Source organism: Bacteroidota bacterium (genome assembly GCA_013696965.1).
In the GTDB taxonomy this organism is placed as follows: Bacteria; Bacteroidota; Bacteroidia; order JACCXN01; family JACCXN01; genus JACCXN01.
The window spans coordinates 1-23,557 of sequence record JACCXN010000056.1; the positions used below are offsets into that span (position 1 = coordinate 1).

The 23,557-nt window shown below is 32.6% G+C and carries 23 protein-coding genes; 9 read left to right on the forward strand and 14 right to left on the reverse strand.

Translation table 11 applies throughout. The features are described from left to right. Nucleotides 1–496: 496 nt before the first annotated feature. A complete protein-coding gene (locus H0V01_08275; GenBank protein MBA2583361.1) occupies nucleotides 497–1,189 on the forward strand; it encodes a hypothetical protein in 693 nt (230 codons plus the stop codon). A gap of 122 nt (nucleotides 1,190–1,311) precedes the next feature. Here H0V01_08275 and H0V01_08280 read toward each other — a convergent pair whose 3' ends face one another. After that, nucleotides 1,312–2,349: a nucleoid-associated protein gene (locus H0V01_08280; GenBank protein ID MBA2583362.1), complete on the reverse strand. Its 1,038-nt coding sequence runs from the start codon at nucleotides 2,347–2,349 to the stop codon at nucleotides 1,312–1,314. A gap of 185 nt (nucleotides 2,350–2,534) precedes the next feature. Between H0V01_08280 and H0V01_08285 the strand changes: the two genes are divergently transcribed. Then, on the forward strand, nucleotides 2,535–3,005 hold the full coding sequence (locus tag H0V01_08285) for a nucleoside triphosphate pyrophosphohydrolase family protein (GenBank protein MBA2583363.1): 471 nt from the start codon (nucleotides 2,535–2,537) through the stop codon (nucleotides 3,003–3,005). 40 nt (nucleotides 3,006–3,045) lie between these two features. Here H0V01_08285 and H0V01_08290 read toward each other — a convergent pair whose 3' ends face one another. From H0V01_08290 to H0V01_08305, 4 genes are all read right to left on the reverse strand, one after another. Further along, the gene (locus H0V01_08290; GenBank protein MBA2583364.1) at nucleotides 3,046–3,717 is read right to left on the reverse strand and encodes a Crp/Fnr family transcriptional regulator; all 672 of its coding nucleotides are present in this window, start codon (nucleotides 3,715–3,717) and stop codon (nucleotides 3,046–3,048) included. 330 nt (nucleotides 3,718–4,047) lie between these two features. Next, nucleotides 4,048–4,554, reverse strand: a complete 507-nt coding sequence (locus H0V01_08295; GenBank protein ID MBA2583365.1) for a DUF892 family protein — start codon at nucleotides 4,552–4,554, stop codon at nucleotides 4,048–4,050. 311 nt (nucleotides 4,555–4,865) lie between these two features. Next, entirely contained in the window at nucleotides 4,866–5,411 is a 546-nt protein-coding gene (locus H0V01_08300; GenBank protein ID MBA2583366.1) for a hypothetical protein, read from the reverse strand. A gap of 238 nt (nucleotides 5,412–5,649) precedes the next feature. Then, nucleotides 5,650–6,198, reverse strand: a complete 549-nt coding sequence (locus H0V01_08305) for a PKD domain-containing protein (GenBank protein MBA2583367.1) — start codon at nucleotides 6,196–6,198, stop codon at nucleotides 5,650–5,652. A 282-nt stretch (nucleotides 6,199–6,480) separates the two neighbouring features. On the opposite strand from H0V01_08305, the gene H0V01_08310 reads away from it, so the two are divergent. Together H0V01_08310 and H0V01_08315 are read left to right on the forward strand one after the other, a co-directional pair. After that, nucleotides 6,481–6,957 carry a hypothetical protein gene (locus tag H0V01_08310; GenBank protein MBA2583368.1) on the forward strand — a complete coding sequence of 159 codons (477 nt, stop codon included), beginning with the start codon at nucleotides 6,481–6,483 and terminating at the stop codon, nucleotides 6,955–6,957. An 88-nt stretch (nucleotides 6,958–7,045) separates the two neighbouring features. Next, nucleotides 7,046–7,504, forward strand: a complete 459-nt coding sequence (locus tag H0V01_08315; protein MBA2583369.1) for a hypothetical protein — start codon at nucleotides 7,046–7,048, stop codon at nucleotides 7,502–7,504. 175 nt (nucleotides 7,505–7,679) lie between these two features. Here the strand turns inward: H0V01_08315 and H0V01_08320 are convergent, their stop codons facing one another. Together H0V01_08320 and H0V01_08325 are read right to left on the reverse strand one after the other, a co-directional pair. Beyond that, complete coding sequence (locus H0V01_08320) at nucleotides 7,680–7,997, reverse strand: cupin domain-containing protein (protein MBA2583370.1); 318 nt, start codon at nucleotides 7,995–7,997, stop codon at nucleotides 7,680–7,682. A gap of 701 nt (nucleotides 7,998–8,698) precedes the next feature. Continuing rightward, entirely contained in the window at nucleotides 8,699–9,613 is a 915-nt protein-coding gene (locus H0V01_08325) for a hypothetical protein (protein MBA2583371.1), read from the reverse strand. 598 nt (nucleotides 9,614–10,211) lie between these two features. Here H0V01_08325 and H0V01_08330 point away from each other — a divergent pair. Further along, nucleotides 10,212–11,837, forward strand: coding sequence for an alpha-amylase family protein (locus H0V01_08330; protein ID MBA2583372.1), 1,626 nt, complete (start codon nucleotides 10,212–10,214; stop codon nucleotides 11,835–11,837). 134 nt (nucleotides 11,838–11,971) lie between these two features. On the opposite strand, the gene H0V01_08335 is transcribed toward H0V01_08330, so the two are convergent. Both H0V01_08335 and H0V01_08340 read right to left on the reverse strand, forming a co-directional pair. Further along, nucleotides 11,972–12,244 (reverse strand): hypothetical protein, encoded by a 273-nt coding sequence (locus tag H0V01_08335; protein MBA2583373.1) that lies wholly within the window; start codon nucleotides 12,242–12,244, stop codon nucleotides 11,972–11,974. A 231-nt stretch (nucleotides 12,245–12,475) separates the two neighbouring features. Further along, complete coding sequence (locus H0V01_08340) at nucleotides 12,476–12,991, reverse strand: DUF2892 domain-containing protein (protein MBA2583374.1); 516 nt, start codon at nucleotides 12,989–12,991, stop codon at nucleotides 12,476–12,478. Between the two features lie 119 nt (nucleotides 12,992–13,110). Between H0V01_08340 and H0V01_08345 the strand changes: the two genes are divergently transcribed. Then, nucleotides 13,111–13,836 (forward strand): hypothetical protein, encoded by a 726-nt coding sequence (locus H0V01_08345; GenBank protein MBA2583375.1) that lies wholly within the window; start codon nucleotides 13,111–13,113, stop codon nucleotides 13,834–13,836. A 37-nt stretch (nucleotides 13,837–13,873) separates the two neighbouring features. Here H0V01_08345 and H0V01_08350 read toward each other — a convergent pair whose 3' ends face one another. After that, entirely contained in the window at nucleotides 13,874–14,032 is a 159-nt protein-coding gene (locus tag H0V01_08350; protein MBA2583376.1) for a hypothetical protein, read from the reverse strand. A 70-nt stretch (nucleotides 14,033–14,102) separates the two neighbouring features. Further along, the gene (locus H0V01_08355; protein MBA2583377.1) at nucleotides 14,103–14,750 is read right to left on the reverse strand and encodes a T9SS type A sorting domain-containing protein; all 648 of its coding nucleotides are present in this window, start codon (nucleotides 14,748–14,750) and stop codon (nucleotides 14,103–14,105) included. 224 nt (nucleotides 14,751–14,974) lie between these two features. On the opposite strand from H0V01_08355, the gene H0V01_08360 reads away from it, so the two are divergent. From H0V01_08360 to H0V01_08370, 3 genes are all read left to right on the forward strand, one after another. Next, entirely contained in the window at nucleotides 14,975–15,223 is a 249-nt protein-coding gene (locus H0V01_08360) for a hypothetical protein (protein ID MBA2583378.1), read from the forward strand. A 36-nt stretch (nucleotides 15,224–15,259) separates the two neighbouring features. Next, nucleotides 15,260–15,877 carry a peptide-methionine (S)-S-oxide reductase MsrA gene (gene msrA / locus H0V01_08365; GenBank protein ID MBA2583379.1) on the forward strand — a complete coding sequence of 206 codons (618 nt, stop codon included), beginning with the start codon at nucleotides 15,260–15,262 and terminating at the stop codon, nucleotides 15,875–15,877. A 470-nt stretch (nucleotides 15,878–16,347) separates the two neighbouring features. Then, complete coding sequence (locus H0V01_08370) at nucleotides 16,348–17,373, forward strand: SRPBCC family protein (protein ID MBA2583380.1); 1,026 nt, start codon at nucleotides 16,348–16,350, stop codon at nucleotides 17,371–17,373. A 164-nt stretch (nucleotides 17,374–17,537) separates the two neighbouring features. Here the strand turns inward: H0V01_08370 and H0V01_08375 are convergent, their stop codons facing one another. From H0V01_08375 to H0V01_08385, 3 genes are all read right to left on the reverse strand, one after another. Then, nucleotides 17,538–18,767 (reverse strand): TolC family protein, encoded by a 1,230-nt coding sequence (locus tag H0V01_08375; GenBank protein MBA2583381.1) that lies wholly within the window; start codon nucleotides 18,765–18,767, stop codon nucleotides 17,538–17,540. 28 nt (nucleotides 18,768–18,795) lie between these two features. Next, the gene (locus H0V01_08380) at nucleotides 18,796–21,936 is read right to left on the reverse strand and encodes an efflux RND transporter permease subunit (GenBank protein MBA2583382.1); all 3,141 of its coding nucleotides are present in this window, start codon (nucleotides 21,934–21,936) and stop codon (nucleotides 18,796–18,798) included. A 107-nt stretch (nucleotides 21,937–22,043) separates the two neighbouring features. Beyond that, nucleotides 22,044–23,546 carry an efflux RND transporter periplasmic adaptor subunit gene (locus tag H0V01_08385; GenBank protein MBA2583383.1) on the reverse strand — a complete coding sequence of 501 codons (1,503 nt, stop codon included), beginning with the start codon at nucleotides 23,544–23,546 and terminating at the stop codon, nucleotides 22,044–22,046. Between the last annotated feature and the right edge of the window lie 11 nt (nucleotides 23,547–23,557).

The following is a 23,557-nucleotide window of genomic DNA, read 5'->3' on the forward strand; positions in this document are numbered from 1 at the left end:
AAAATAGAAAAACAATTTTTGAACCTAAAAACAAATGATATACCTTTGACCAAATTGTGCACTCTTGTTTCCATTTTCTGTGCACTCTTATTTACCATTTTCTGTGCATTGTTGATTACCGACTACACAGAGTAAAATTATTTAATCTTATCTTTTTTGAATAAAAACCGTATGAATTCGTTGATGGGTGTTGTGATTGTGTTTTTTCTCAGATAAAACTATTAAAATGCTTTCTAAAATGTTTATGTTACTTGTTTTATTTTTTTGGTAAAATACAACTCTGAGTCCCACAGTATTTATATGGTTTTTCCATTGAAATGATAGTAGTCTTGTGTATTATAATTACAATGTAAAACAACATGGTATCCACATTTTTTAGAAAGCCCAATATATTAGGCAAGTTTACCCTTTTCGTATTAAAAAAATACACTTTTTCATGTGGTTTTTATGCCAGTTTTAAAATTAATTTTTAAATTGCAGCATAAAAAATAATACTATGATAACTTGCAGACGTTTTACCGCTCTTTTTCTTTTGCTTTTTTCTTTTACATTTTACAGTTGTATGGAGGAAGAAACTCCTACAAAAGTATTAATGCAGGGTACTTGGGAATTAACTGAGGCCACGGATGAGAACGGTGCTGATATAAAATCAACAGTTGCTTTTCCCGTTTCTGCTATTCAATTAACCGATGATAACGGAATGTTAGGAACGCAAGGTCCTATGTTTACTTATGTAGTATATGGAGGAAGCAAATGGATCAATGCATCGGCAAAAATAAAGCAATCTTTCGATTATGCTAATTTCCGTTTTAATACGGGTGAGTTTTTTGTTGAAGGGGGCACTCCTGATAGGTTTACAGTGGAAGCAAAATTACAGGCAACAGCCGCAGTTGGAGGATTAGTTGATATACTTACCATTTTTGGAGTTGGAAATGGATGGCTTCAACAGGTTGTTTACCATAAGTTCATTGATGTGAAAGTTACTTTTCCAACTGTGGAAAAATCAAAGGAGAGAAACATTATGATATGGGAACTTGATGATTTAACTACCGCTGCATATAATTATAAAGATGCCCAAGGAAATATTGTTTTATGGCAAGGATGGCCGGTGGATAAATTCACAAAAGGCAAATTTACTTTTACCAAAAGAATAAAAGGACTAAATGAAATAGTTCAGGAAAATATTTAATTTTATTATCTGTACTAATTATTTTTCCGGTTTAATCAAACTTGAATTTTATTAGATTCTGCATGATTTAATTCTGATTGTTCAACAGAAATAATTTGTTGAACAATCAGAATTATTTGTGTTTAAGCCTCTTCATTGTAAAATATCTTATAAAATTTACGTCCTTTTTCATCTACACCCTTCTCAATCATTTCTTTATTTCCATGGATATAGATATGAAAATTTTTATCCAGCTTAAGCACACTTTTAAACACCCGTTCTTGTTTTTTTACAGCAGGGGCTGAAATTTCAAAGTCATCTACAATATCAAATTCTCTTTCCACTTGCAATTCCTCCTTGTATTTACTGAAAGATTGAATAAAATTTGTGTTTTCAAATACTTCCCCGGCAAATTCTTGTTCATTAAACTGTTCCTTATTTTTAAAATAATCCATTGAACGGTTTAAAATATCAATTTTCTCTGCCTTGCTTACTTCCTCAGGGAGTATTTCAGTAACAAATGCTTTTGTAATATTCAGGTAATCCTTAGTGTGGTGGTAATTGTCGGAACAGGTTTTCAAATTCAAAAATTCTTCTTTCCAATAGTGGGCTTCTTCAGTTTTATTTGCTTTATCCACAATACATACCCTATAACCTGATTCTTTTTCCATATTAAAGAGTATACAGCCCTTGTCTAATTTATTCACATTGATTCCTTTTTCAGAATCAATTTCAAAATTACCTTTTACTGGAGAAACCTTTAAAAATGTTTCTTTTCTTTCAGATTTAAATATCCCAATAGCATCAATAGTTTGATTTTCTACCCTACAATTCCTAAGCAGGCAAACATAGAGTTCACCTGTTTTTATTTTCGGATGACTGGATTTTTCAAAAAGATGTTTGGCAATGGCAATTGATTGAATATAAAAATTGGCATCGTTACTGAAAATTTTATCACTGAAGGAGTATATTTCATTCAGATTAATATCTGTAGGATGGTTTAGGGTGTAAAACTCATTGATATTGAAAGGCGATAAAAAATACTTTAAAAGCAGTTCTCCGGTTGCTTGGTTTTCAATATCTGCAAGGCCTTTGGATATTTTCAGGCTATCTGCTTTTAATTTATTTCCAACTTTATGTACAGCAAGTTTTTCAAGGGAAGTATTCGAAAAATCAATCATTGATAAAATTATATTAGATTACTACTCATTTTAATTATTGGGACAAAAGTACAACCTGCAAATTTGAATTTTGCACATAGTTTATGTTTTATTGACCTAAATTTGATTATTGGAAATACTATTGTTTTTTTTAAAATCATTCAGATATTTACATCTAATTATTTTACAACAAATATGCAATTAAAATGAACGATCCAAAAGTATTAAGCAGCGTTGCTGAGTTTCACAAAACCTTTGAACATCCAATTGAAGCAAAACCCATTATTCCAGCTAAGGAAAGGTGTAATTTAAGAATTTCCCTTATTACCGAAGAATTAAAGGAGCTTGAGCAGGCCATAAATGATAATGACATCATAGAAGTAGCAGATGCTCTATGTGATCTGCAATATGTACTTGCAGGAGCTATTCTTGAATTTGGGCTGGGAGAAAAATTCAAAATGCTTTTTGATGAAGTACAAAGATCTAACATGAGTAAGGCCTGTAATAATTTAGAAGAAGCAACAGCCACTGTTAATCACTATAAGGAAAAAAACAATGTGCATGCCATTGTAAAAGAAAAGGATGGAAAATTCCTGGTTTACCGGGAATCAGATAATAAAACGCTTAAATCAATTTACTATTCTCCGGCTGATATTTCTTCTGTAATGCAAGGCTAATGGGAATTAAATTGAGGCGGGAAAAAGATGGCATTTACAATTAATTGTGTAAATCACTTAGAGCAATTAAACCCTTAAAGTCAATAATGTTAATTTTAGACTTTGTTGTTGATATTAGTTTCTCATTTCTAAAATCTGAAAGTAATCGGTTTACCGTTTCTTTTGCTGTGCCGGTGTAACAGGCCAGATCTTTTCTTGAAATAAAAAAAGAATCAGTTAAATTTTCATTTTTTTGATTGTATCTGTTAAATAAATTGATAAGGGCATCGGCAAGCCTTGCCTTAACTGGTTTGTAGGCCATATCTGCAATCCTGGTTTCTGCGTCTGAGAGTTCCTTTGAAAGGAGTAAAATAAATTGTTCGGAAATTTTATTCTGAGTATTTATTAATTTGCGAAAAACTTGTTTTTCAATGAAACCTATGGTAGTATCTTCCAATGCCTGGGAAGTAGAATTAAATTTCATGTTTACGGCAAGTTCAGTAAAATTCAATAAATCACCCTGGATTGAAATTCTAATAATCTGTTCTTTTCCTCCACTTCCTGTTTTCCTAATCTTTACACTTCCTTTTTTTACAAAATAAGCCCCTAATGAAGAGCTTCCCTGGCAATAAATGAGTTGGTCTTTTTTAAATTTAAACTCATCAAACCCCTTATCATCCATATTAATTCCCAAAAAAGGCATTAAACTATAATTCGAATAAGTTGAAATCATAAAACTGCAATTTTTACCTAAATCTCTTAAAACAGTGGTATTTTATTTGTATAGTATTGATCCTATTAAATTAAGAAAATTTATCAAGGATAAAAAGAGATTTTTCTTTTTATATTAATGAATTGATTAAAAATTGGTTGAAAATAACTTGAATGCAATAATTAGAATTCAGGGTGTGATTTAACTCACATATACTTTGAGTTAAATCAATTAAACAAAAGACCGATAAGCTTTTTTATCAGTCTTTTGTTTAATTGAAAAATACCTTTAATGAATGAAAAAATTATGAAATAGAATTGGTCTATTGTTAGGTATTAATTATAATCTCCCTTATGAAATAAGAGGTTCTTTTGCTTTTTTATTGACTTTTTCCTTTGCCATTTTTGTTAATTCCGCATCAAATTCTTTTTCCTCCATTAAAGAATAATGTAACAAATCAGCTATATCCTTAAATTGAAGTTCGTTTGCATAGGTACATGCAGAACCATAACCGGCAATTTCAAAATGCTTTATATATTGAATAGTTGTAATTAGCGCTGCATCCATTATCTCCTTGTCGGCTGTTCTGCTTATTAGTTTAAAACCTTCCCTTATTAATCCTTCCATAGAATCTGAATGTTCTCCAAAAGAGGAGACAGTGAGTAGGGTGGCAATTTTTTCCAATCGATTTATTTGTTGTTCGGTTGTTACTACATGGTTTTCAATTGCTAAAACAAGGTCACTGGAGTTGGCTCTTGGTACCATATCAATTAAGGCCCCAATTTGTTGTTTTTCTGCATTGTACAATTCTTTAACTTGTTCTATTAGCAAATCTTTCAGGTTGTTTATCTTCTCCATATATTATTTATTTGTATTTAGTTTAAATATATTTCTTATAATCCAAAATAGCGATGATTAAGGTTTGTGAGATCGATAATTTGTATCATCGAAATTTTAGAATTACTGTCAACTTTTAAGGAAGCAAGCTTTCCATTTGGATATTTTAATCAAACCTAACTTATACTCCAAGGCTGATAAAGCAAATGCTTAGTTCCAAAATACTTTATCCTTATTCAATTAATATTGAAGCAGCTGTATAGGAATGAAAGTTTTAAAAAAAAGTAAAGTGAAAGTAATAAAGCTATATTGGTTTAATTTAATCAGGAAAGTTAATCCAGCAAAACGGTTAAACATTTATCTCTTGTAACTTGTATGGAGTCCAGTATTACCGCTCCATAATTTGGAACAGAGGTGTATAAGTGGATGCCTGGTGGTAAAATAAAATTAGCGGAAGTTACTGGTTCACAATCAAAAACTGTATCTGTATAATTTGTTATTTTTTTTACTCCATAATTACTTACGGTAACAGAAACAGGTATACTTAATGGCTTTTTTGACCAAAAAGTAACATGTCCTGAAGGCTGAATTACAGTATATTCAATTTTTGCCTTATCAGATACCAGTTCATTTTTAGAAAAAACAGTAAGGCTGGCTGAAAAATCCCCAGCTTTGTTCATATAAATGGAAACGCTTTCTTCCGTATATTTATCTCCTTGAATAAGCCATTCCCTGGAGAATGAGTTTTTTGAACAATCGGTAAAAGTAATTGTTTGACCAATATCAATGCTGTATTCAGAGGTTTCAATGCAAGCCTGGGGATATTTTTTACAAGAACAAACAAACACGATAAATAAGGGAAGAATAATTATTTTCATAGGTGTTTTGTTTCTTGATTCTCATCCCGATTTATGGCAATTCATACTTGGTAATGATTGGCTTTTCATAACAATTCTTTGGCCTGATTTAAAATCAATAGTCAGGCTTTATTAAAGTTAAGAAAATTTATGGTGTTTATAAAATTAAGGAGGGTATGGAAATTTTAATAAATAAGAGTGTTTTATTCAAGCTTTAAAACACTTAAAATTTCAAATTAAAACTATTTATAAAGTGTAATCACCTAAGATCAATTACATGGCATTGGCCTTTTTCAACAGTAACACTTCCACTCCAGGAATAGGTGTTATCTCCGGCAAAATATTCATAGGTGCCGTCAGGAATATCTAAAAACAGAGCTCCTCCGGTTGAATTTTCACAGGTAGGGGGTATTTCAAGTCTTACAGGAATTGGCTTATTTGTTTCTAAAAAATAAACAACAGTATTGGAAAGAGCAGATTTAGTGCTTAGGTAGAAAAGAACTGAACCTGAAAGGGGCTTTACTTTAATCGATTTTGTTATGTTATTATCTTCTTTTAGGTTTTTTGAAAAAGCTGTCAATTTTATATCCTTGGTTCCTGAGGTGGTTGGTATATAGGTAATATCCTTACTGTTTAACAATTCTCCTGAAGGTAGTTCCCAAATATAGGAATGCGCCTTGTCCGAAGAGTTAGTAATTGTTACTGTATCCCCAATAAAACATTCATTATCCATTTTAAATGCAGCAACAGGAGGTTTGGTACAGGCGGATAGGATTAAAATAAGGGTAGGAAACAAAAGCTTTTTCATTGGATTTTTTTAATTTTCGAAGTTTCAAATTTATGAAAAATTAATCCATTTTGTTAATATTAATGAACTCAATCAATCATTTGCTATAGTGAACAGTTTGATAGCTTCGGTTATTGCCCTTAAAAAGTATATTAATTAAAAAATAAAGGGCAAAATTTTATGAAAGTTTATAACTGTAAAAATCAAAGCAAAAAAAGTGCTTAAAGTGTAGGGATTATAATTAATTTCACAGCTTTATTTATTTTTACAATAAATGTTTTCCTCCAACATCTTTGCCTGTCTATGAAAGCAATTAGCCTGAATGATGTTAAAAAAGAATTAAGTGAACTGGCACCTTCTAAGTTACTTGAACTTATACTGCGCCTTGCAAAACACAAAAAGGAAAACAAAGAACTTTTATCTTATCTTCTCTTTGATGCTGAAAATGAAAACAAATTCATTGAAAACCAAAAATCTTATATGGATGAAGAGTTTGAAGTATTGAATAAAAAAACTATTTACCTAACTAAAAAGGGACTTCGAAGAATCCTTAGAAACATTAATAAAAACATTCGTTTTACCGGATCAAAAAAAACAGAAATAGAACTTCTTATCTATTTTAGCATAAAACTTAAAGATTCTGGTATCCGGCTTTCCGAAAGCAAGGTTTTAAGCAATCTTTACCAGCAGCAAATAATAAGGATTAATAAAGCTGTTGCGCTTTTACACGAGGAATTGCAAAGTGATTACAAGCAGGATATTGCCCAGTTAAACCTTTAATGGTTCCTTAAGTTTTTAGGTGAAAATAAAAATCAAAAAAATAGTGTGATATTTGTCTGAAATCATTTCAAAAAAAAAAATTAAAAAAATGACTGATAAGCTTAATTTCCTGAACATCGATTTCCCTAAACTATTAGCAAAGTTAAATGCACAAGACAAAGGTGAGTGGGGCGTATTGAACGGACAGCAAATGGTTGAACACATGAGCGATTCGGTTAGAATTGCCAACGGAAAGGATAAAATGGTATTACAATATCCCCCTGAAAAGGCTTTAGAATATAAAAAATTTGCTTTGAGCGATAGGGATTTTAAGCAGAATACCAAAAATTCCTTAATGTCAGAAACCCCTGCAGCCATTAGAAAATCTAGTATGCAGGAGGCAATTAAAGAGCTCGAAAATGAATTAGCCTGCTTTAAAGATTTTTTTGAAACAAACAAGAATGCTACATTAACAAATCCATTTTTTGGTGATATGAATTTTGAAGAATGGACACATTTATTGCATAAGCATGCGCTGCATCATTGCAAACAGTTTAGATTGGTTTAGTATTTGAAAATCCAGAACTGATTTTCCAGCACAACAATAGGCTAAGATGATGTTCACGACTAAGGGGTTGCAAATGTATATTGCGTTTGATAGGCTTCTCTAGTGACTTTTTTTTTAAATTATTAATTCCAGTTTATATTTCTTTAAAAATAATTTTAATAAAGATTTTCACTTGTCAATTTTCTACAGAACCAACCAGGAGTATGCATTCAGAGCTTGTATTGTTTTGAATAGAATGTTTGGTATTTACCGGAAAAACCAAAAAATCACCTGTTTCACTCGTGTGGTGGACACTATCTATGATAAATTCAGGATTTCCCTGAATAACATAAGCGTATTCTGTTTTATCTGGATGAATGTGTTCGGGATAAACCGAAAGTGAATCAACCTTAACAAGTTTAAGTGTGCCCTTTTCTTGGTTTAATAATTCCTTTCCTGAAAAGCCTTTAACTTTTCCTGCTGTCCATTCAAACAAATCTGATTTAATTTTCATCTTTTTTTAATATTAAAGTCTCTTGTTTTAGCATAAGTGCTAATCCAAATTACCTGCCTAATTTGAATAACACAAGGCCTGATGACGAAATTTTGTTTTTTTTATCCTTTTTCCAAATTCTTTCAATATCGTTTAATTATTAGCAATAAAATAGGATTCAATTAAAAAGGAACAAATTATATTTATAAAATTAAAGTTAATTTAAGTGGAAAGCAATAATTAATAGGGTAGGGAGTACCTTTAGGAGAAATTTTCTTTGCCAAAGAATGAACTTAATTTGCAAGGGAATAAATTTACAAATTTTGTTTTTTTTTAATAATACAGCTATGTGATGAAAGAGTGTTTATCAAATGTAAGCCTGGCCAAAGAAAGGACAATGAAAATAATTTACTATTATTTTATCGTTTCTTTAAAAAAACAATTTGTAAAAATTATGGTTTGGCTATGGGGCATAAGATAGGCTGCAATGAAAATATATCTCTCCTGTAATAGTTTAGAATAAAACCAAGCCATCAATTAATGAGGCTTGGTTTTTTATAGTTGAACATAGTTATTTAAGAAGGATAAGATTGGCCTGTTTTCCAATTTTTAAACTGATACATTTTATGGTTTTTAGCCAATGATTTTTTTATCCTTTGCGTCATATTCTCTTTGCAAAAGCAGCTCCAAAAGCAGCAGCAATTGCTCCAATTTATGGTTTTTTAGACAATAATTTTTTTATCTGTTACGTCATATTCTCTTTTTGCAATACCAGCTCCAAAAGCAGCAGCAATTGCTCCAACAATCAAAGCAAAAAAAGTAATAATTGCGGCTCTTGAAACTCCTTTTGCAACTCTATCTCCAGCCAGCCTTGCTTTTTCCTCTGCTTGCATTGTTATTTCATCTATTCTTCCTTCCAAATGATCAATTTGAGCCTCTGCTTCTGCTCGGCTTTTGCCTGTTCTTGCAACAATTATATTAATTAGGTTCTCTCTGTCAACATTACCTGCTGATTTTCTATATTCTCTGAACGCTTGTGCAATTTCTGGTGCTGATTCCATTTGGCCTCCTGTTGTTGTAATTGTTTCAGAAATGCCCGATTGCTTTAAGAGCAATTCAACTTCTTGTTGGATAGTCTCCAATGTAATACCTCTTTGCTCTAACTGAGCTCCAATCACTGGGCCCATTTCAGATACGCCTTCGCCTGCAATTGCTAATGTTTTACCTATCACACTTCCAACCCCACTTATTATTCCTCCAATAGCAGTTGTTAGTAAATAAAAGGATAATATGGTGTATAAGCCCCAGGTAAGAATTCCATGAAAAACTTTGCTGTAAGTATTTATAGCACCAGCAAATTTTCCAGCTACCCAACCTCCTGTAAACAGGGATAATAAAACTGTTACAACCCACCAGATTATGGCTCCGATACCCAAGCCTTCCATAGGATATTCCTGAGATAATGGATTAACAGTTGCCAGCCCAATTGAAATTCCCAATAGTGTTAATAGGAACTGAAAAATAAAAGCAATTATTAGTCCTGCAAACACACTGCTCCAGGAAATAAAATTTAAAAAACCTCTTCTGGGTTTTGTTCCTTCAGTATAAAATTCTGAATTTGTTGTTGGATTTTCCATTTTTTATGATTTAATATTTCTTGTTTGATTTATTTATTTATTTACTTCTATTGAAGGTAATTATTTTTGCTGCATTTACAAAGCTTCACTTTTTGTGCCCTTGTTATTGATTCTAATAACATTACATTGAATTATTAAGTTGCAAATGCTTTCTCATAAATGCGACATTAATTATTTTATTATTTAATTCCAGCAAGTTTAAACAACTGCTTAATCCTCTTGTTTTTTATTAGAATAAAAATCATGCCCTATATAAATTGGAATGAAAAACAATAAAAAATTATTATTAACCAATTGTTTTTAAATTGTTTAAATATGTAAATGGAAAGTGATAGTTTAATATTTAACACTAAACTTTATTCCCAAAAAGAGTATTGGGAGAAAAGAGAACGACTTTTGAAAAATGGAAGATTCTCCTGGTGTGCCCAATCAAAAGCTCCCTGCAAGAATAATTTTTATAATTCCTGTTTTTTTGGTAATTTAATGGAACAGAAATGAAGATTTGGTCATTTTTCGAAGGTTTCTAATTCATTCATTGTAACACCTATTAGTTTGAAATAGAAATACAGTAAAAACCAATATTATTAAAGATTAGTTTATGAAAGACCTATGGTACCATAATGCAATTATATATGCCCTTGATGTAGAAACATATATGGATTCCAACGGAAATGGCATAGGAGACTTTGAGGGTCTTGTGGAAAAGCTTGATTATCTCTCAGGTCTGGGAGTAAATTGTTTGTGGTTAAGGCCGTTTTTTCCGTCTCCCTTGGTGGATGATGGTTATGATGTGAAGGATTATTACAATGTTGATCAGAGGTTTGGGAATTTAGGGGATTTCGTTAATTTTACTACCAAGGCAACTACATACGGAATCCGTGTAATAATTGATCTTGTTGCCAATCACACATCCGATCAGCATGAATGGTTTCAACAGGCAAGAATGGATGTAAATTCCAAATATAGGAATTATTATATCTGGGCAGATAAACCCCTGGAGGAATATAAACAGGAAAATATCCTTAAAGAAGAGGGAATATGGCATTTTGATAAACAAGCAGGTGCCTATTATTTGCATCATTTTTACAAAGAACAACCCGATTTAAATATTTCTAATCCCGAAGTTAGAAAGGAGATAAAAAAAATTATGGGCTTTTGGTTAAAACTAGGAATTTCCGGGTTTCGCATTGATGCTGCTCATATATTAATTAGAGAAATTGGGAATGAAAAAATAAATACAGCCAAAGTACTCGATGTGCTTGATGAAATGAGAGAATTTATAAATAGCCGAAACAGTGAGGCTGTTTTACTTGCGGAGGCAAATGTGAAGGTAGATGAACTTCACCTTTTTTTTGGAAATGGAAAAAGAATGCATTTGCTCTTTGATTTTATAACCAATAAAAATTTGTTTTTAGCAATGGCCAGGGAAGATCCCCAGCCTCTTATATCTGCATTAAACAATATTAGGGGTATAAGCGGCCAATGGGTTAATTTTTTACGCCATCACGATGAACTTAACCTGGAGATGCTTGAAGAGAGTCAAAGGAATGAAGTTTTTGAGGCTTTTGCACCAGAACAGGACATGAGGATTTATGGCCATGGGATAAGAAGAAGGCTTCCACCTATGCTAAATGGGGACAGGAAAAAAATGGAATTAATTTATTCAGTAATGTTTAGTTTACCAGGAATTCCATTAATTAATTATGGCGAAGAAATAGCAATGGGCGATGATCTTAGCCAAAAAGGCAGATCGAGTGTTAGAACAATTATGCAATGGGATAATTTAAAAAATTCCGGTTTTTCAAAAGCTCCAGCCTTGATGCTTGAACATTCATTAATTGACTTTGGGGAATTTGATTATAAAAAGATAAATGTGAATGAACAACAAAACAATCCGGATTCCTTTTTAAATTGGATGCAGCGCCTTATTAGTACCAGAAAACAATGCCCACAATTGGGTTATGGACAATGGAGAGTACTTGAAAGCGACACAAAGTCTGTTTTCTCTTTTTATTGTGAATATGAAAAGGATAGAATTGTTTTATTGCATAATTTTAAAGGAGTTAAGTGTGATATAAAGCTGGATGGTTCAGTTAAAAAGTTTGAAAATTTGATTGAAATATTCAGCAACCGAAAATACCCTACAATTGAAACACTTAATGCTCCAATATCCATTGATGAGTATGGATATAGGTGGTTTAAATGCAATGCAGGCTTTGAATGAAAATTCCACTTTGCATTATTAGGAAATTGCAGAAATTCCAGGTAGGTAAGGTGCTATAACAATTGATTTTTGAATTATAGCAAATAGTTTAAGGGCCTGCAAATTATTTAATTTGCAGGCCTTAAAACCATTTTTCATTTTGCTTTTTCTTTCTTTTTTGTTTCTGGTATTTTTGCTTTGGTTGCAGTTTTTGCTGCCTTAGAACTGCCTCCTGTTTTTTTCAAAATAGGAAGTCCGGTTCTTTCGCTTTCAATAACTTCATACCCTTCCGGGAGTTTGTCTAAAGCGCTTTCTCTGGGTTCTTTTGCAAAGAAAAACAAATCTCTGTTTGAGGTTCCACCTCTTCCTGCTTTTCTTGAATGCAGGTAATAAGTTTGTCCTCTTGAATTTTTATGTGAATAAGCCATATCAATAAATGTTTAAAGTTTGATTAATACTTTTAAACTTTTATGCCTAACTCAAACAATTGTTAAATAGGCTAACAATCAACAGGTTAAAATTCGTTAAAAGAAGACAGCTAAATATAATCAGGTAAAAACAAGGCATTTTTACCCAAAACGGGAAAAAATAACAACTCAATTCCTTAAAATCGAATCAAAACATACCAGAAATAGTTTTATTGAATTTTTACTGTTTTCTTATATTCGTTTCATGTGTTTTTCGAATTCCTTTACCTGGTCACTGAGCAACTTGTGCTTATCTGCTTTTTTAGCTTCCTGAAGGTAATGAGTAGCTACTTTTTTGTTTCTTTTGGAAAGATAAATTCCAGCCAAATTAAGGTTTGCTATGGCCTGGTCATTTTTCATTCTTAGTCCGGTTGAAAGAGCCGTTTTAAAAAACTTTTCAGCCTTATTCATTCCTCTTAACTGGGTTTCAACCAATCCTTTAAGAAAATAATAATAGGCATGTTGGCTTTTAATTAATTTTTCAGGATGCTTGATTTTGTTTAAAATTTTTTCGCATTTTTCCGGCTTACCCTTACGCATAAAATAAAAAGCAAGCATAATATACTCATTCTTGAAAATCGTTAGCAATATAAAACCCGATAGAAGTATTAGCAGAATTCCGTAAAAGATATTAAAAAGATAAAACTGGTAAATGGCAAAAGCAGTAATAAGGGCAATTGAAACTATTTTTATTTGTTTATTGTACATAACACTTTACAGATTGATTGAATTTAGGGGGACAAAGGTAATGAAGCTTTCTAAAATTAAACTATAAATTCAATTGAAAATAATTAAAATGCTAGCTTTACTGTTTCATAAGGCATTTGATGAAGATTTCATTCTTTTTTTTCGCTTTTTTTATCCTTTTCACTGTAAATTGTTATGCCCAGGAGATAGGGGCAACCGAAAATCAAAAAATTCATGTAAGTGGAATAGTTAAGGATGCAAATTCTGGCTATGCACTTGCTAATCTTATGATTATAAATAAAACAAGCAGTACAGGTTTTTTTTGTGGTTCCGATGGTAGGTTTTCCCATTATTTTTTAAAAAACGACTCCCTTATTTTTTCAGTTGTAAACTATAAGACTATAACCCTTTGTTTTAGGGATTCTTTATTAAGCAATACGTATGAGATCACTGTTCAAATGCAAGGCTTAATAATTGATTTGAATCAAGTTGATATTTTTCCCGAGAAGAGTTTTTCAGAGATACAAAAGCAAATTGATGAACTCGGGGTTGATTATCATTATAAGGTTCAGGGAATAAATGCAATTAGCAGTCCTATTACTTTTTTGTATGAGCGATTCAGCAGGTTTGAGCAGCAAAAAAAAATTGCAGCTGAATTATACAATGAAGACAATAAAAAAGAATTATTAAAAGATCTTTTTAAAAAATACATTAAAGCTGACATTATTGATCTTAATGAAAAAGACTTTGAAGCATTTATCTTTTTTTGCAATTTGCCCCAAGAGTTCATTCAAAATGCTTCCCAATATGAGTTAACCATTACCATAAAGACAAAGTATGCCCAGTTTTTAGTTTTAAATAAGTAAAAATCTAATGGTTTAATTTAACCCAGGAATAATCATTTTACTTGATAAACCCGCCTGCTATTATAGTTTGAATAAGAAAAATAAGCAGCGGCCACAAAAACACATTAAGTTTAATTCCCCCTAAAGTCTTTTGTTTTAATTCAGGGGAAAATGCCACATCAGGTCCGGGTTCATTTGCTGTTGTTGCTGCAATCAAAACTGCAATTAAAATTGTAACTGCAAAAATACTGCTGTTACCGAGTAATTTTTATAAAGGGTTTTTATCATTATTTTGGCATAATAACCAGCTTATCTTTTACCGCTTTTTCTCCTTCTATTTCCAGCGAATATACATAAATTCCGGCAGGCAATTGAGTTAAAGAAAGTTGATGTGTGCCATTTCTTCCCTGCAACTCTACCTCAATAGCTTTTTGACCGGTTAAAGTGTAAAAAATTATCCTGGCATTTTCCGAAGGTAACTGATAGGATAAAGTAAGTATATCAGAAGCAGGATTAGGATAAACACTTACAAAATTTTCCATTTCTTTTTCTGAAGAAATAGTTGCAAGGGTTTCTGCATTTTCCTGTGCAGATGTTTTTGCTCCCGAAATATTTCCCGGCAACAGCTTCACTTCCTCCACATAAGTATCAAACACTTCATACAGCATAGCCTCGGCAGCAGTATGGCCTTCTTTTTCCCTGTCTGCCGCTATTGTTTCCACTTCCAAACGTAAAAGCGTATCGGTTTCAAGTGTGTAAATGCCATCGGCAGATTGCCTCAGTTCCATATCAATTTGCCTGATTCTTATAAAATTAGTTAATTCAGATTGTTGCTGCAAATCAGTAAGTACCAATTCCGAATCAGCATACCTGCCTGCTTCCATGTAGGCATCTGCCAGCATTTTGCGTGCACTGATGTCCTGCCTGTTTTCCAAAGTGGTTTTTTAATTTTCACAATCCCCACTTCCATTTTTATACCAGAAGTTCACTGTAAGAGATTTGATCCTTATAAGGCTTTTCACATGGAACATTCCTCCATAAAACAGGTGGTTTATTCCCCATTATTTTTCAAAACTCCACTTTTTCTTGCTCTGTATTTATTTGGTATAAAATTTCTGTCAATATGAATAGTATAAATTAAAAAAGGAGGGAGTGCAAAATGGGAAAATGTGAAAAATGTGGCAATGATTATGACAATACTTTTGTTGTTGAACAAAATAATGAACAACACACCTTTGATAGCTTTGAATGTGCAATAAGCATGATGGCACCAAGATGTAAGCATTGCAATTGCGCAATTATTGGCCATGGCGTTCAGGTGGTTGACAATATTTATTGTTGTGCACATTGTGCGCATGAAAGTGAACCAGCCAATGTGAAAGACAGGGTTTATAAAAATGAATTGTAATATTTGGAAATAGAGATTCTGATTAATCAATGAAAAATGGTATTTTTGAAGGAAAATAACATTATGATGTTTCCTGTTGTCTATTTAATACTCACATTGATGCCAAATTCCCAATCCTTAAAAACAGAAACAGCCACTTTTGGAGCCGGCTGTTTTTGGTGTGTTGAAGCTGTTTTTGAAAGCCTTAAAGGTGTAGAATATGTTGTTTCAGGTTATTCAGGAGGAATGGTGAAAAATCCCGCATATAGGGAAGTGTGCATGGGTACAACCGGTCATGCCGAAGTTATTCAGGTTGTATTTAATCCGGAAATTATATCCTACAAAGAATTACTGGAGGTTTTTTGGAAAACACACGACCCAACTACCTTAAACAAACAAGGAGCAGATGTAGGTTCCCAATACCGATCAGCAATATTTTACCACGATGAAATGCAAAAAAAGCTTGCAAGCCAATATAAAGAAGCCCTTGATAAGTCAGGAATTTTTGACAAACCAATTGTAACAGAAATTAGCCCGCTAATAAATTTTTACAAAGCAGAGGAAACCCATCAGGATTACTATAGCAGAAACCCTAATCAGCCATACTGTTCAGTAGTAATAAATCCCAAACTCCAAAAATTAAGACAGGTATTTCAGGATAAATTGAAAGAATAAATCGTATTAAGGATATTTATCCCTGTTGGTTTTCCATAAATTACCGGTGTTTATAATTTAAAAACTATTATTGTAAGGCAATACATATGAATTGCATGGAAAATTTATAAAAGTGTACTTTAATCCTTGTTCTTTTTAATGCAATCGACCTGCTTTAATTTAAGAATAAAGCTTTGGATTCTTCTACAAAGGCAGCATTGTTTTTTACTTTAAACCCAAAGTATTCTGCATGAAAAACTAGCCAAGTATAGTGTAATCCTTAAATTTATAAAATCATTAAATGTCCTTTTACTTTTCGGTATGTAGCTTATTTAAGGAATCTTAATCGCAATTTAAAGTACAATCAGGAAGGATGAATTAAATTAGAAAATTATTTGAAGATGGCTGGTTCTTTTGTTATTAACCCCAAAATTTTTAAGGAATCTTTAGTAAATTAATATACTTTTACTTTCTAATTTAAAAAATTAAACATGAAAGCACTTAAATACGTATTATTTTCAGTTATTGGAATTGTAGCAATTTTGTTAATAACAGGCTTGTTCTTATCCAAGGAAGCTCATTATGAACGATCCATTGTAATAAATGCACCTTTGGAATTGATAAATAAACAGATCAGCAGTCTGGAAAACATGAATTCATGGTCTCCCTGGAATGAATATGACCCTCAAATGAAGATAACTTATACGGGAAAAGATGGCCAGGTAGGTTCGGTGTTTCATTGGGAAGGGAATGAGGATGTTGGGAAAGGAAGTCAGGAAATTACCCTTATATCTGACACTAAAATTGAGACTAAGGTTATTTTTATTGAGCCTTGGAGCTCAGAAATGAAAGCCATATTTACATTGGAACCTGAAGCATCTGGAGTTAAGGTAACGTGGGCTTCGGATGGAACAAATCCTTATCCTTTTAATGTATTTTGTTTGTTTATGAATATGGATGAAATGATAGGAAAGGACTTTGAGAAAGGATTAAATAATTTGAAAGAAAAAGCAGAGAATTTAAATAAAGAGCAAAGGACATACAATGGCTATACTATCAAAGAAATAACTCTTGAGCCACGTGTTTATTTGGCTAAAAAAGGAAATATTTCTTTTGATAAAATTGAGGGTTTTTACTTAGAAAACCTTCCTGCAATTATGGAAAGCGTAAATAAAGCAGGAGTGGAGCTTTCAGGTGCTCCCTGTGGTTTGTTTTATCGTTGGGATACTGAAACTAATTCAGCAGAAATGGCCGCTGCAATGCCGGTAATTGAAAATGAAAAAATAAGTACGATAAAAAAGTTTGAGCGTATTGATGTAGGGGGAGGAAAAACATTACATATTGCTTTTTACGGATCCTATGAGAAAACAGAAGCAGCGCACAATGCAATGGATGAATACATGGTAGAAAAAGGACTCCATTTAAACGGAGAGGTTATAGAGGAATATGTTACAGACCCATCAACTGAGCCAGATCCATCAAAATGGTTGACAAATATTTATTACGTTGTAAAGTAAAATTTAATTTTTAATTTTTATCAAAGCTCCTTTTGGAGCTTTTTTTTTGATTTGTAATTTTATTCATAAAAAAACAGGAATGAGGCTTTCGAATTGCTGATTTTTTTTAAATTTTTTTAGGGTAGGATTTAATAAACATTTAGCTATAAGGATAAAGTGCACTATTACAAACGAAATTTAAACAGTTGTACAAGCACTTGATGGTATTCTTTTTCTGTTTTCAGGTATTCATCAAAAGAATTGTTGTAATAGCTCAACTCAAGAAAATATTCAATGGTTGAGATTTGGCCAAAAGCCAGGGCTTTGTTTAAAAGGTCAGTATTATTCAATGTTAAAAAAAAGGTTTGGTATTCCTTAAGTGTAATTTCCAGGTTCTTGTAATTTTCATACAGTTGTTTTATTTCGTGGTAATGCTCATTTCGATGCTCTTGTACTAGCAGTTCTTTAAAAATTAATCTTGCCTGCTGCGTTTTCACTGTGTTTTTGTTTTCCCAAATGGGTATTGTTATTCCAAAATGCACACCCTGGAATTTTTGACCTAAAATTCCCTGATAATGATACCCTGTTTCCATTTTTGGAAGTGCCAAAGCCTTACTTAATTCCAGCTGCTTTTGTCCAATAAGTTTTTCCAGTTCCAGGAATTTTCGTTTTGGGTCATTCTTCTCAATTTCATCCTCCAATTGTTCAAAGCCAGGAATAGGCGGTAACAATGGATAAAGAGTATCTGTAAATACAATTTGTTTTCCTCCATTAAGTGCGGTAAGTTTTTGATTTAGCTGGTTTATGAAAGACAGGTTTTGCTGGAAATTTTTATTGATTTCAATACCTTGCAACTGAACTTTATTTACTTCTAAAACAGTACCATCCCCTTTTTTAAGCCTGGTTTTATAATAATTTAATAAATTCTCCGAATTTTCCTTTCGTTTGAGTAGCTCCAAATGAAGTTTATTCCGGTAAATCAATTCAATACAAATAGCTTTTGCTTCAAGCAAAACATTTTGTTGTGTTTCAATAAATTGAAATTCAGTATTTTGAATTTGAAGTTCAGATACTTTTTTTCTTTTTATATAAGCAGTAGGGAAATCAAATGCCTGACTGATTGTAAAATCAGTTTGGTTTCCTGCTGTACTTGGTGACCCTATCATGTAATCATAATTAATATCTGGATTATAAAGGGATAATCCTGTTTTAAAATGAAGTTTTTCTGCATCCAGATATTGCCTGTTGGCTGCAATTGTAAGATTGTTTTCTGCAATATTATAAAGTAAAGTATCCATATTTGATTGGGCTTCTGCCTTTATAGCATAAGTTAGGAGCGCAATTCCAAATAAAATCTTGAATTTTAAACTTCGAATATTTAGTGTGGAAAAAATGCTGAATTTTAAATAATGCATAATAAATTTCTTTAAATCCTTAATTGATTCAATGAATTGATGATTTAGACTGATTATTATTGTCAGCATTTACATTTGGGTTAACTAAATAATAAATCACAGGAACAATAAAGAGGTTAAGCACGGTTGATGTGAGCAATCCTCCAATTATAACTTTTGCCATTGGGCTTTGAATTTCATTACCAGGCAAATCGCTGGCCAGGGCAAGGGGAATCAATGCTAGGCCGGCAGTTAGAGCTGTCATTAATATAGGGCTAAGCCTGTCTTTGGATCCTTGTATAATTGTGTCAAACAAATTAAAACCTTCTTCTCTTAAAGTTTTATAGTGTGAAACAAGTAAAATTCCATTTCGTGTAGCAATACCGAAAAGGGTAATAAAACCAATAATGGCTGGAATACTTAAAATTCCGCTTGTGAAAAAAATACTAAAAACTCCACCAATTAATGCAAGTGGAAGGTTTAGCAAAATGATGGATGCAATTTTGAGGTTTTTAAACTCCTGGTAGAGCAGGAGGAAAATTACGAGTAAGGAGAGTAATGAGGTTACAAATAAGGTATTTGAGGCCGCCTCCTCAGATTCAAACTGGCCTCCATATTCAATATGATAATCAGAAGGAAAAGTAACCTTATTGGAGATAATTTCTTTTATTTCCTCAACGGCCCCTTTTTGGTCCCGGCCAGTAACATTAGCAGATACAACAGTTTTACGCTGAACTTTTTCACGGTTAATGGTATTGGGACCAGAAGTACTTTCAATGTCTGCTATATAATGAAGGGGTATTTTAAAAGTTGAATTTTGACTATTTGAAGGCCCATATGCATCTATTAAAGTGTTTTTAATATTTTCAATTTTACCTCTGTTGGCATTATCAAAGCGAAGTATTAAATCAAAGGTTTTGTTCCCTTCATATATTTCAGCAACTTTTTCTCCGGCAAAAGCCACATCAACAAAAGTATTAAATGCACCAATAGTGATTCCATAATGATTTAATAATTCTCGTTTAGCCTTAATTTGCACTTGTGGAATTTCAATTTGTTGTTCAACACTCACATCAACAAGTCCCTCAATGTTTTGGATTTTATTTTTGATTTCATTGGACAAAATAAAAAGTTGATGCAAGTCAGGTCCGAATATTTTAATGGCAATGTTTGCCCTTGTTCCAGACAACATATGGTCAATTCTATGACCAATTGGTTGTCCAATGGTAATATTTGTACCTGTTACTCCTGCAAGTTTTTCCCTGACCTCTTTCATGAATTCCTCACGGCTTCTTTTGTCAAGAACAAAAGGAGCATCAATTTCAGAAGAATTAACGCCCTGTGCATGTTCATCCAATTCAGCTCTTCCGGTTCTTCTTGTTGTAATTTGAATTTCAGGAACAGTGAGTAAAGCTTTTTCCACTTGTATGCCTATTTTATTGCTTTCTTCTAAAGAAATACCAGGTAAACTCACTGAACTTACCACAAGTGAACCTTCGTTAAATTCTGGAAGAAAACTCCTTCCTAATTGTGTTAAGGTAAAAAGAGCAATTAAGAATAAAACAAATGAAAATACAATTACTGTTTTCTTCACATGCATTATTTTAATAAGTGCCCAGGAATACAATTTTTGAAGCCTTTCTACCAGCCAACTTTCTTTATGGTGTTTTTTTAACATTTTATCATTTGTTAGTAGAAAGCTACAAAGTACTGGAGTTAGTGTAATGGAAACAATCAATGAAGCAAACAGGGAAACAATAAAGGCAATGCCAAGAGGAGCCAAAAGTTTTCCTTCCATTCCCGAAAGAAAGAAAAGAGGAATAAATGCAACAATGATAATAAAAGTGGCATTGATAATGGATGTTCTGATTTCAACCGAAGCATCAAAAATAACCCTGAGTTTATTGCTTTGTTCCTTTACAGGCTTTAAAGCGTTCTCCTTAAGCCGCTTAAAAACATTTTCTACATCAATAATAGCATCATCTACCAATGCGCCAATAGCGATTGCCATTCCTCCTAAACTCATTGTATTTATTGTAAAACCAAGCCATTGCAATGTTAAAATCGCAGTTATTAATGAAATGGGAATAGCTATTAATGAAATTACTGTTGTTCGCCAATTCATTAAAAAGATGAAAAGAATAAGCACCACAAAAATGCTCCCTTCCAATAGTGTTTTTTTTATATTGCTGATGGATGCGTTAATAAAATCAGCTTGTCGGAATATTTTTGTATTTATTCTGACGTCTTTTGATAAATTATTTTGAATATCAGCAATAGCATTATCTATTTCTTCGGTTAGTTTCAGGGTATTAGTGCCAGGTTGCTTCATTACGGTCATTATCACAGCAGGATTGCCATTTAATGACCCATCACCAATTTTGATGGATGAACCAATTGTAACATTAGCAAGATCTTCAATTTTTACAGGTTTTCCATTCACCATTTTCACAACAGCTTTTCCAATTTCTTTTACATCATTTGTTCTCCCTATCCCTTTTACTATATATTCATTATTATATTCATTCATAAATCCACCCGAAGAATTTCCATTGGTTTGTTTACTTGCAATTAATAATTCAGAGAGTGTAACTGAGTAAAAGTTCATTTTTTGAGGGGAGGCAAGAATTTGGTATTGCTTGTATTCACCACCAATTACAACAACTTGAGCAACACCACTTGTGGCTAATAACCTGGGCCTTATAACCCAATCAGCAAGGGTTCGTAAATCCATTAAAGATGTGCTGTAGGCTGTTAAACTAATAAGCATAATTTCTCCCATTATTGAGGATTGAGGTGCCAAAACAGGGTTGCCAGCTCCCTGAGGAAGCCTTTGTGCTACAGTTGCAATTTTTTCATTTATTATTTGTCTTGCCTTAAAGATGTCTGTATTCCATTCAAATTCAACCCAAACAATTGAAATCCCTGCAGAAGATGAACTTCTAACCCTGCGTACATTTGTTCCTCCATTCACTGATGCTTCAATTGGAAAGCTAATTAGCTTTTCTACTTCTTCCGGGGCCATTCCATGGGCTTCTGTTAAAACCACAACAGTAGGAGCAGTGAGATCAGGAAAAACATCAACTTCCATGCGTGAGGCCACGAATGAACCGAATAGAATGAGAAGTACAGACCCTACAATTATCAGGAGGCGATTGCTTAATGAAAAGTTGATTATTTTATTGAGCACTTATTTCTCTTTTTAATTAATAATACTTTCAGAAGATTTAAAACTTGAATAAAATAGTTTAGAATTTCAATTGTTAATTTAAATCCTCAGCAATATTCAAAATTCCATTAATGTTCGTGTCCATGTGCTGGTAAAGTGCCAGAGGCGGTGGATAACTTAATTTGATAAGCTCCCTTTGTTACTATCCTTTCTCCTTCATCAACACCACTTAAAACCTGAACATTTAACCCATCACTTGCACCAATTTTTACTTCGCGTTTTTGAAAACTTTCCCCGGCAGTTTGCACATATACAAAAAAGTTTCCTTGCTCTTCAATTAAAGCGGAAATGGGAATTACCAATGCATTTGGAATGGGTAATGATTTCAGGTAAACCTCTACAACTGATCCAGGAATGAGAGATCCAGTGTTTTCAATTTCAAAAGTAATGGGAATGAATGGAGAATTGGCAGATGCGCTTTTTCCATAAGTAATAACTTTACCATTTAACTCCTGAGTGCTATAAATTGCTTCGTTTCCAGGTAATTTAAAATTGGCAGAATGAATGGATGGCAGTTTTTCAAAATATTTTTGTGAAATATTGGATTGAAGAATAAGCTTTTTATTTTTTGAAAGGGTTGCCAATGGTGTTCCCGCTTCAACGAATTGTCCTTCATTGACCAAAATATTTTTAACAAAACCATTAATAGGAGATGAAATCAATTGCCCTCCTGCGGAATAATTTTTTGAAATTGTGTTAAATACAGTTTGCGCCTGGTCAAAATTAAGTTTGATGTTTAGAAAATCTTTTTCAGAAACGATTTTGTCCTCCACCAATTCCTTTGCACGTTCATAATCGGCCTTTGCTTTTTCGAAATTTATTTTTGCTTCCTTGTATTTTGCATCGATGTTTCCTTGAGCTAAGTCACCACCTGTAACGGTAAATAAATTTGTTCCTGCCATTACTTCTGAACCGATAATTGTATTATTTCCAGAAAACAAAACAATTCCACTGGCCTTTGCAGTAACAATCATTTCATCACCAGGAGCAGCCAAAATTTCACCGCTGGTTTTAATAACCTCATTAAAAGTTTTCTTTTCTAAAGGTGTATTTGCAAATTCAACTTTCCATGCTTGTTCTTTTAAATATGGAATGTCATCTGCCGTTTCTTCTTTTGTTTGGGCTACTAATGCCGATTTTTCATCAGTAAATACCATCACATTTTCAATACTCACACGATCCGTAAAATTCGGGGTTTTAATATCGAAAATGAGTTTCCCTTTACCTGCTGTAGTAGGGGATAAACTTAAACGGAAAATCCCGGGAGAACTTGGTTTATTAACCGTGTTTTTTATCCCCTTGTTATTTAAAATTAAACTAACAGTTATTTCTCCCTCCTTTAAAGGATAGAAGTTTTCACCCAATACTGTAATGTGTGCAGTAAAGTTGGAAATTGAATTTAAAACCAGGGGTTTAAACTCAACAAACAATTCTGTTTTGTCTGAATAAATTGTAAAAGAAAGAGGATCAAGGCCCTTTGTTCCTTGTTCATGAGCATTTTCATGGGAATTGTTATTACACCCTATCAAAATGCTTATTAAAAGGGTGAAAAATAGTATTTTACTTCTCATGATGTTACCTC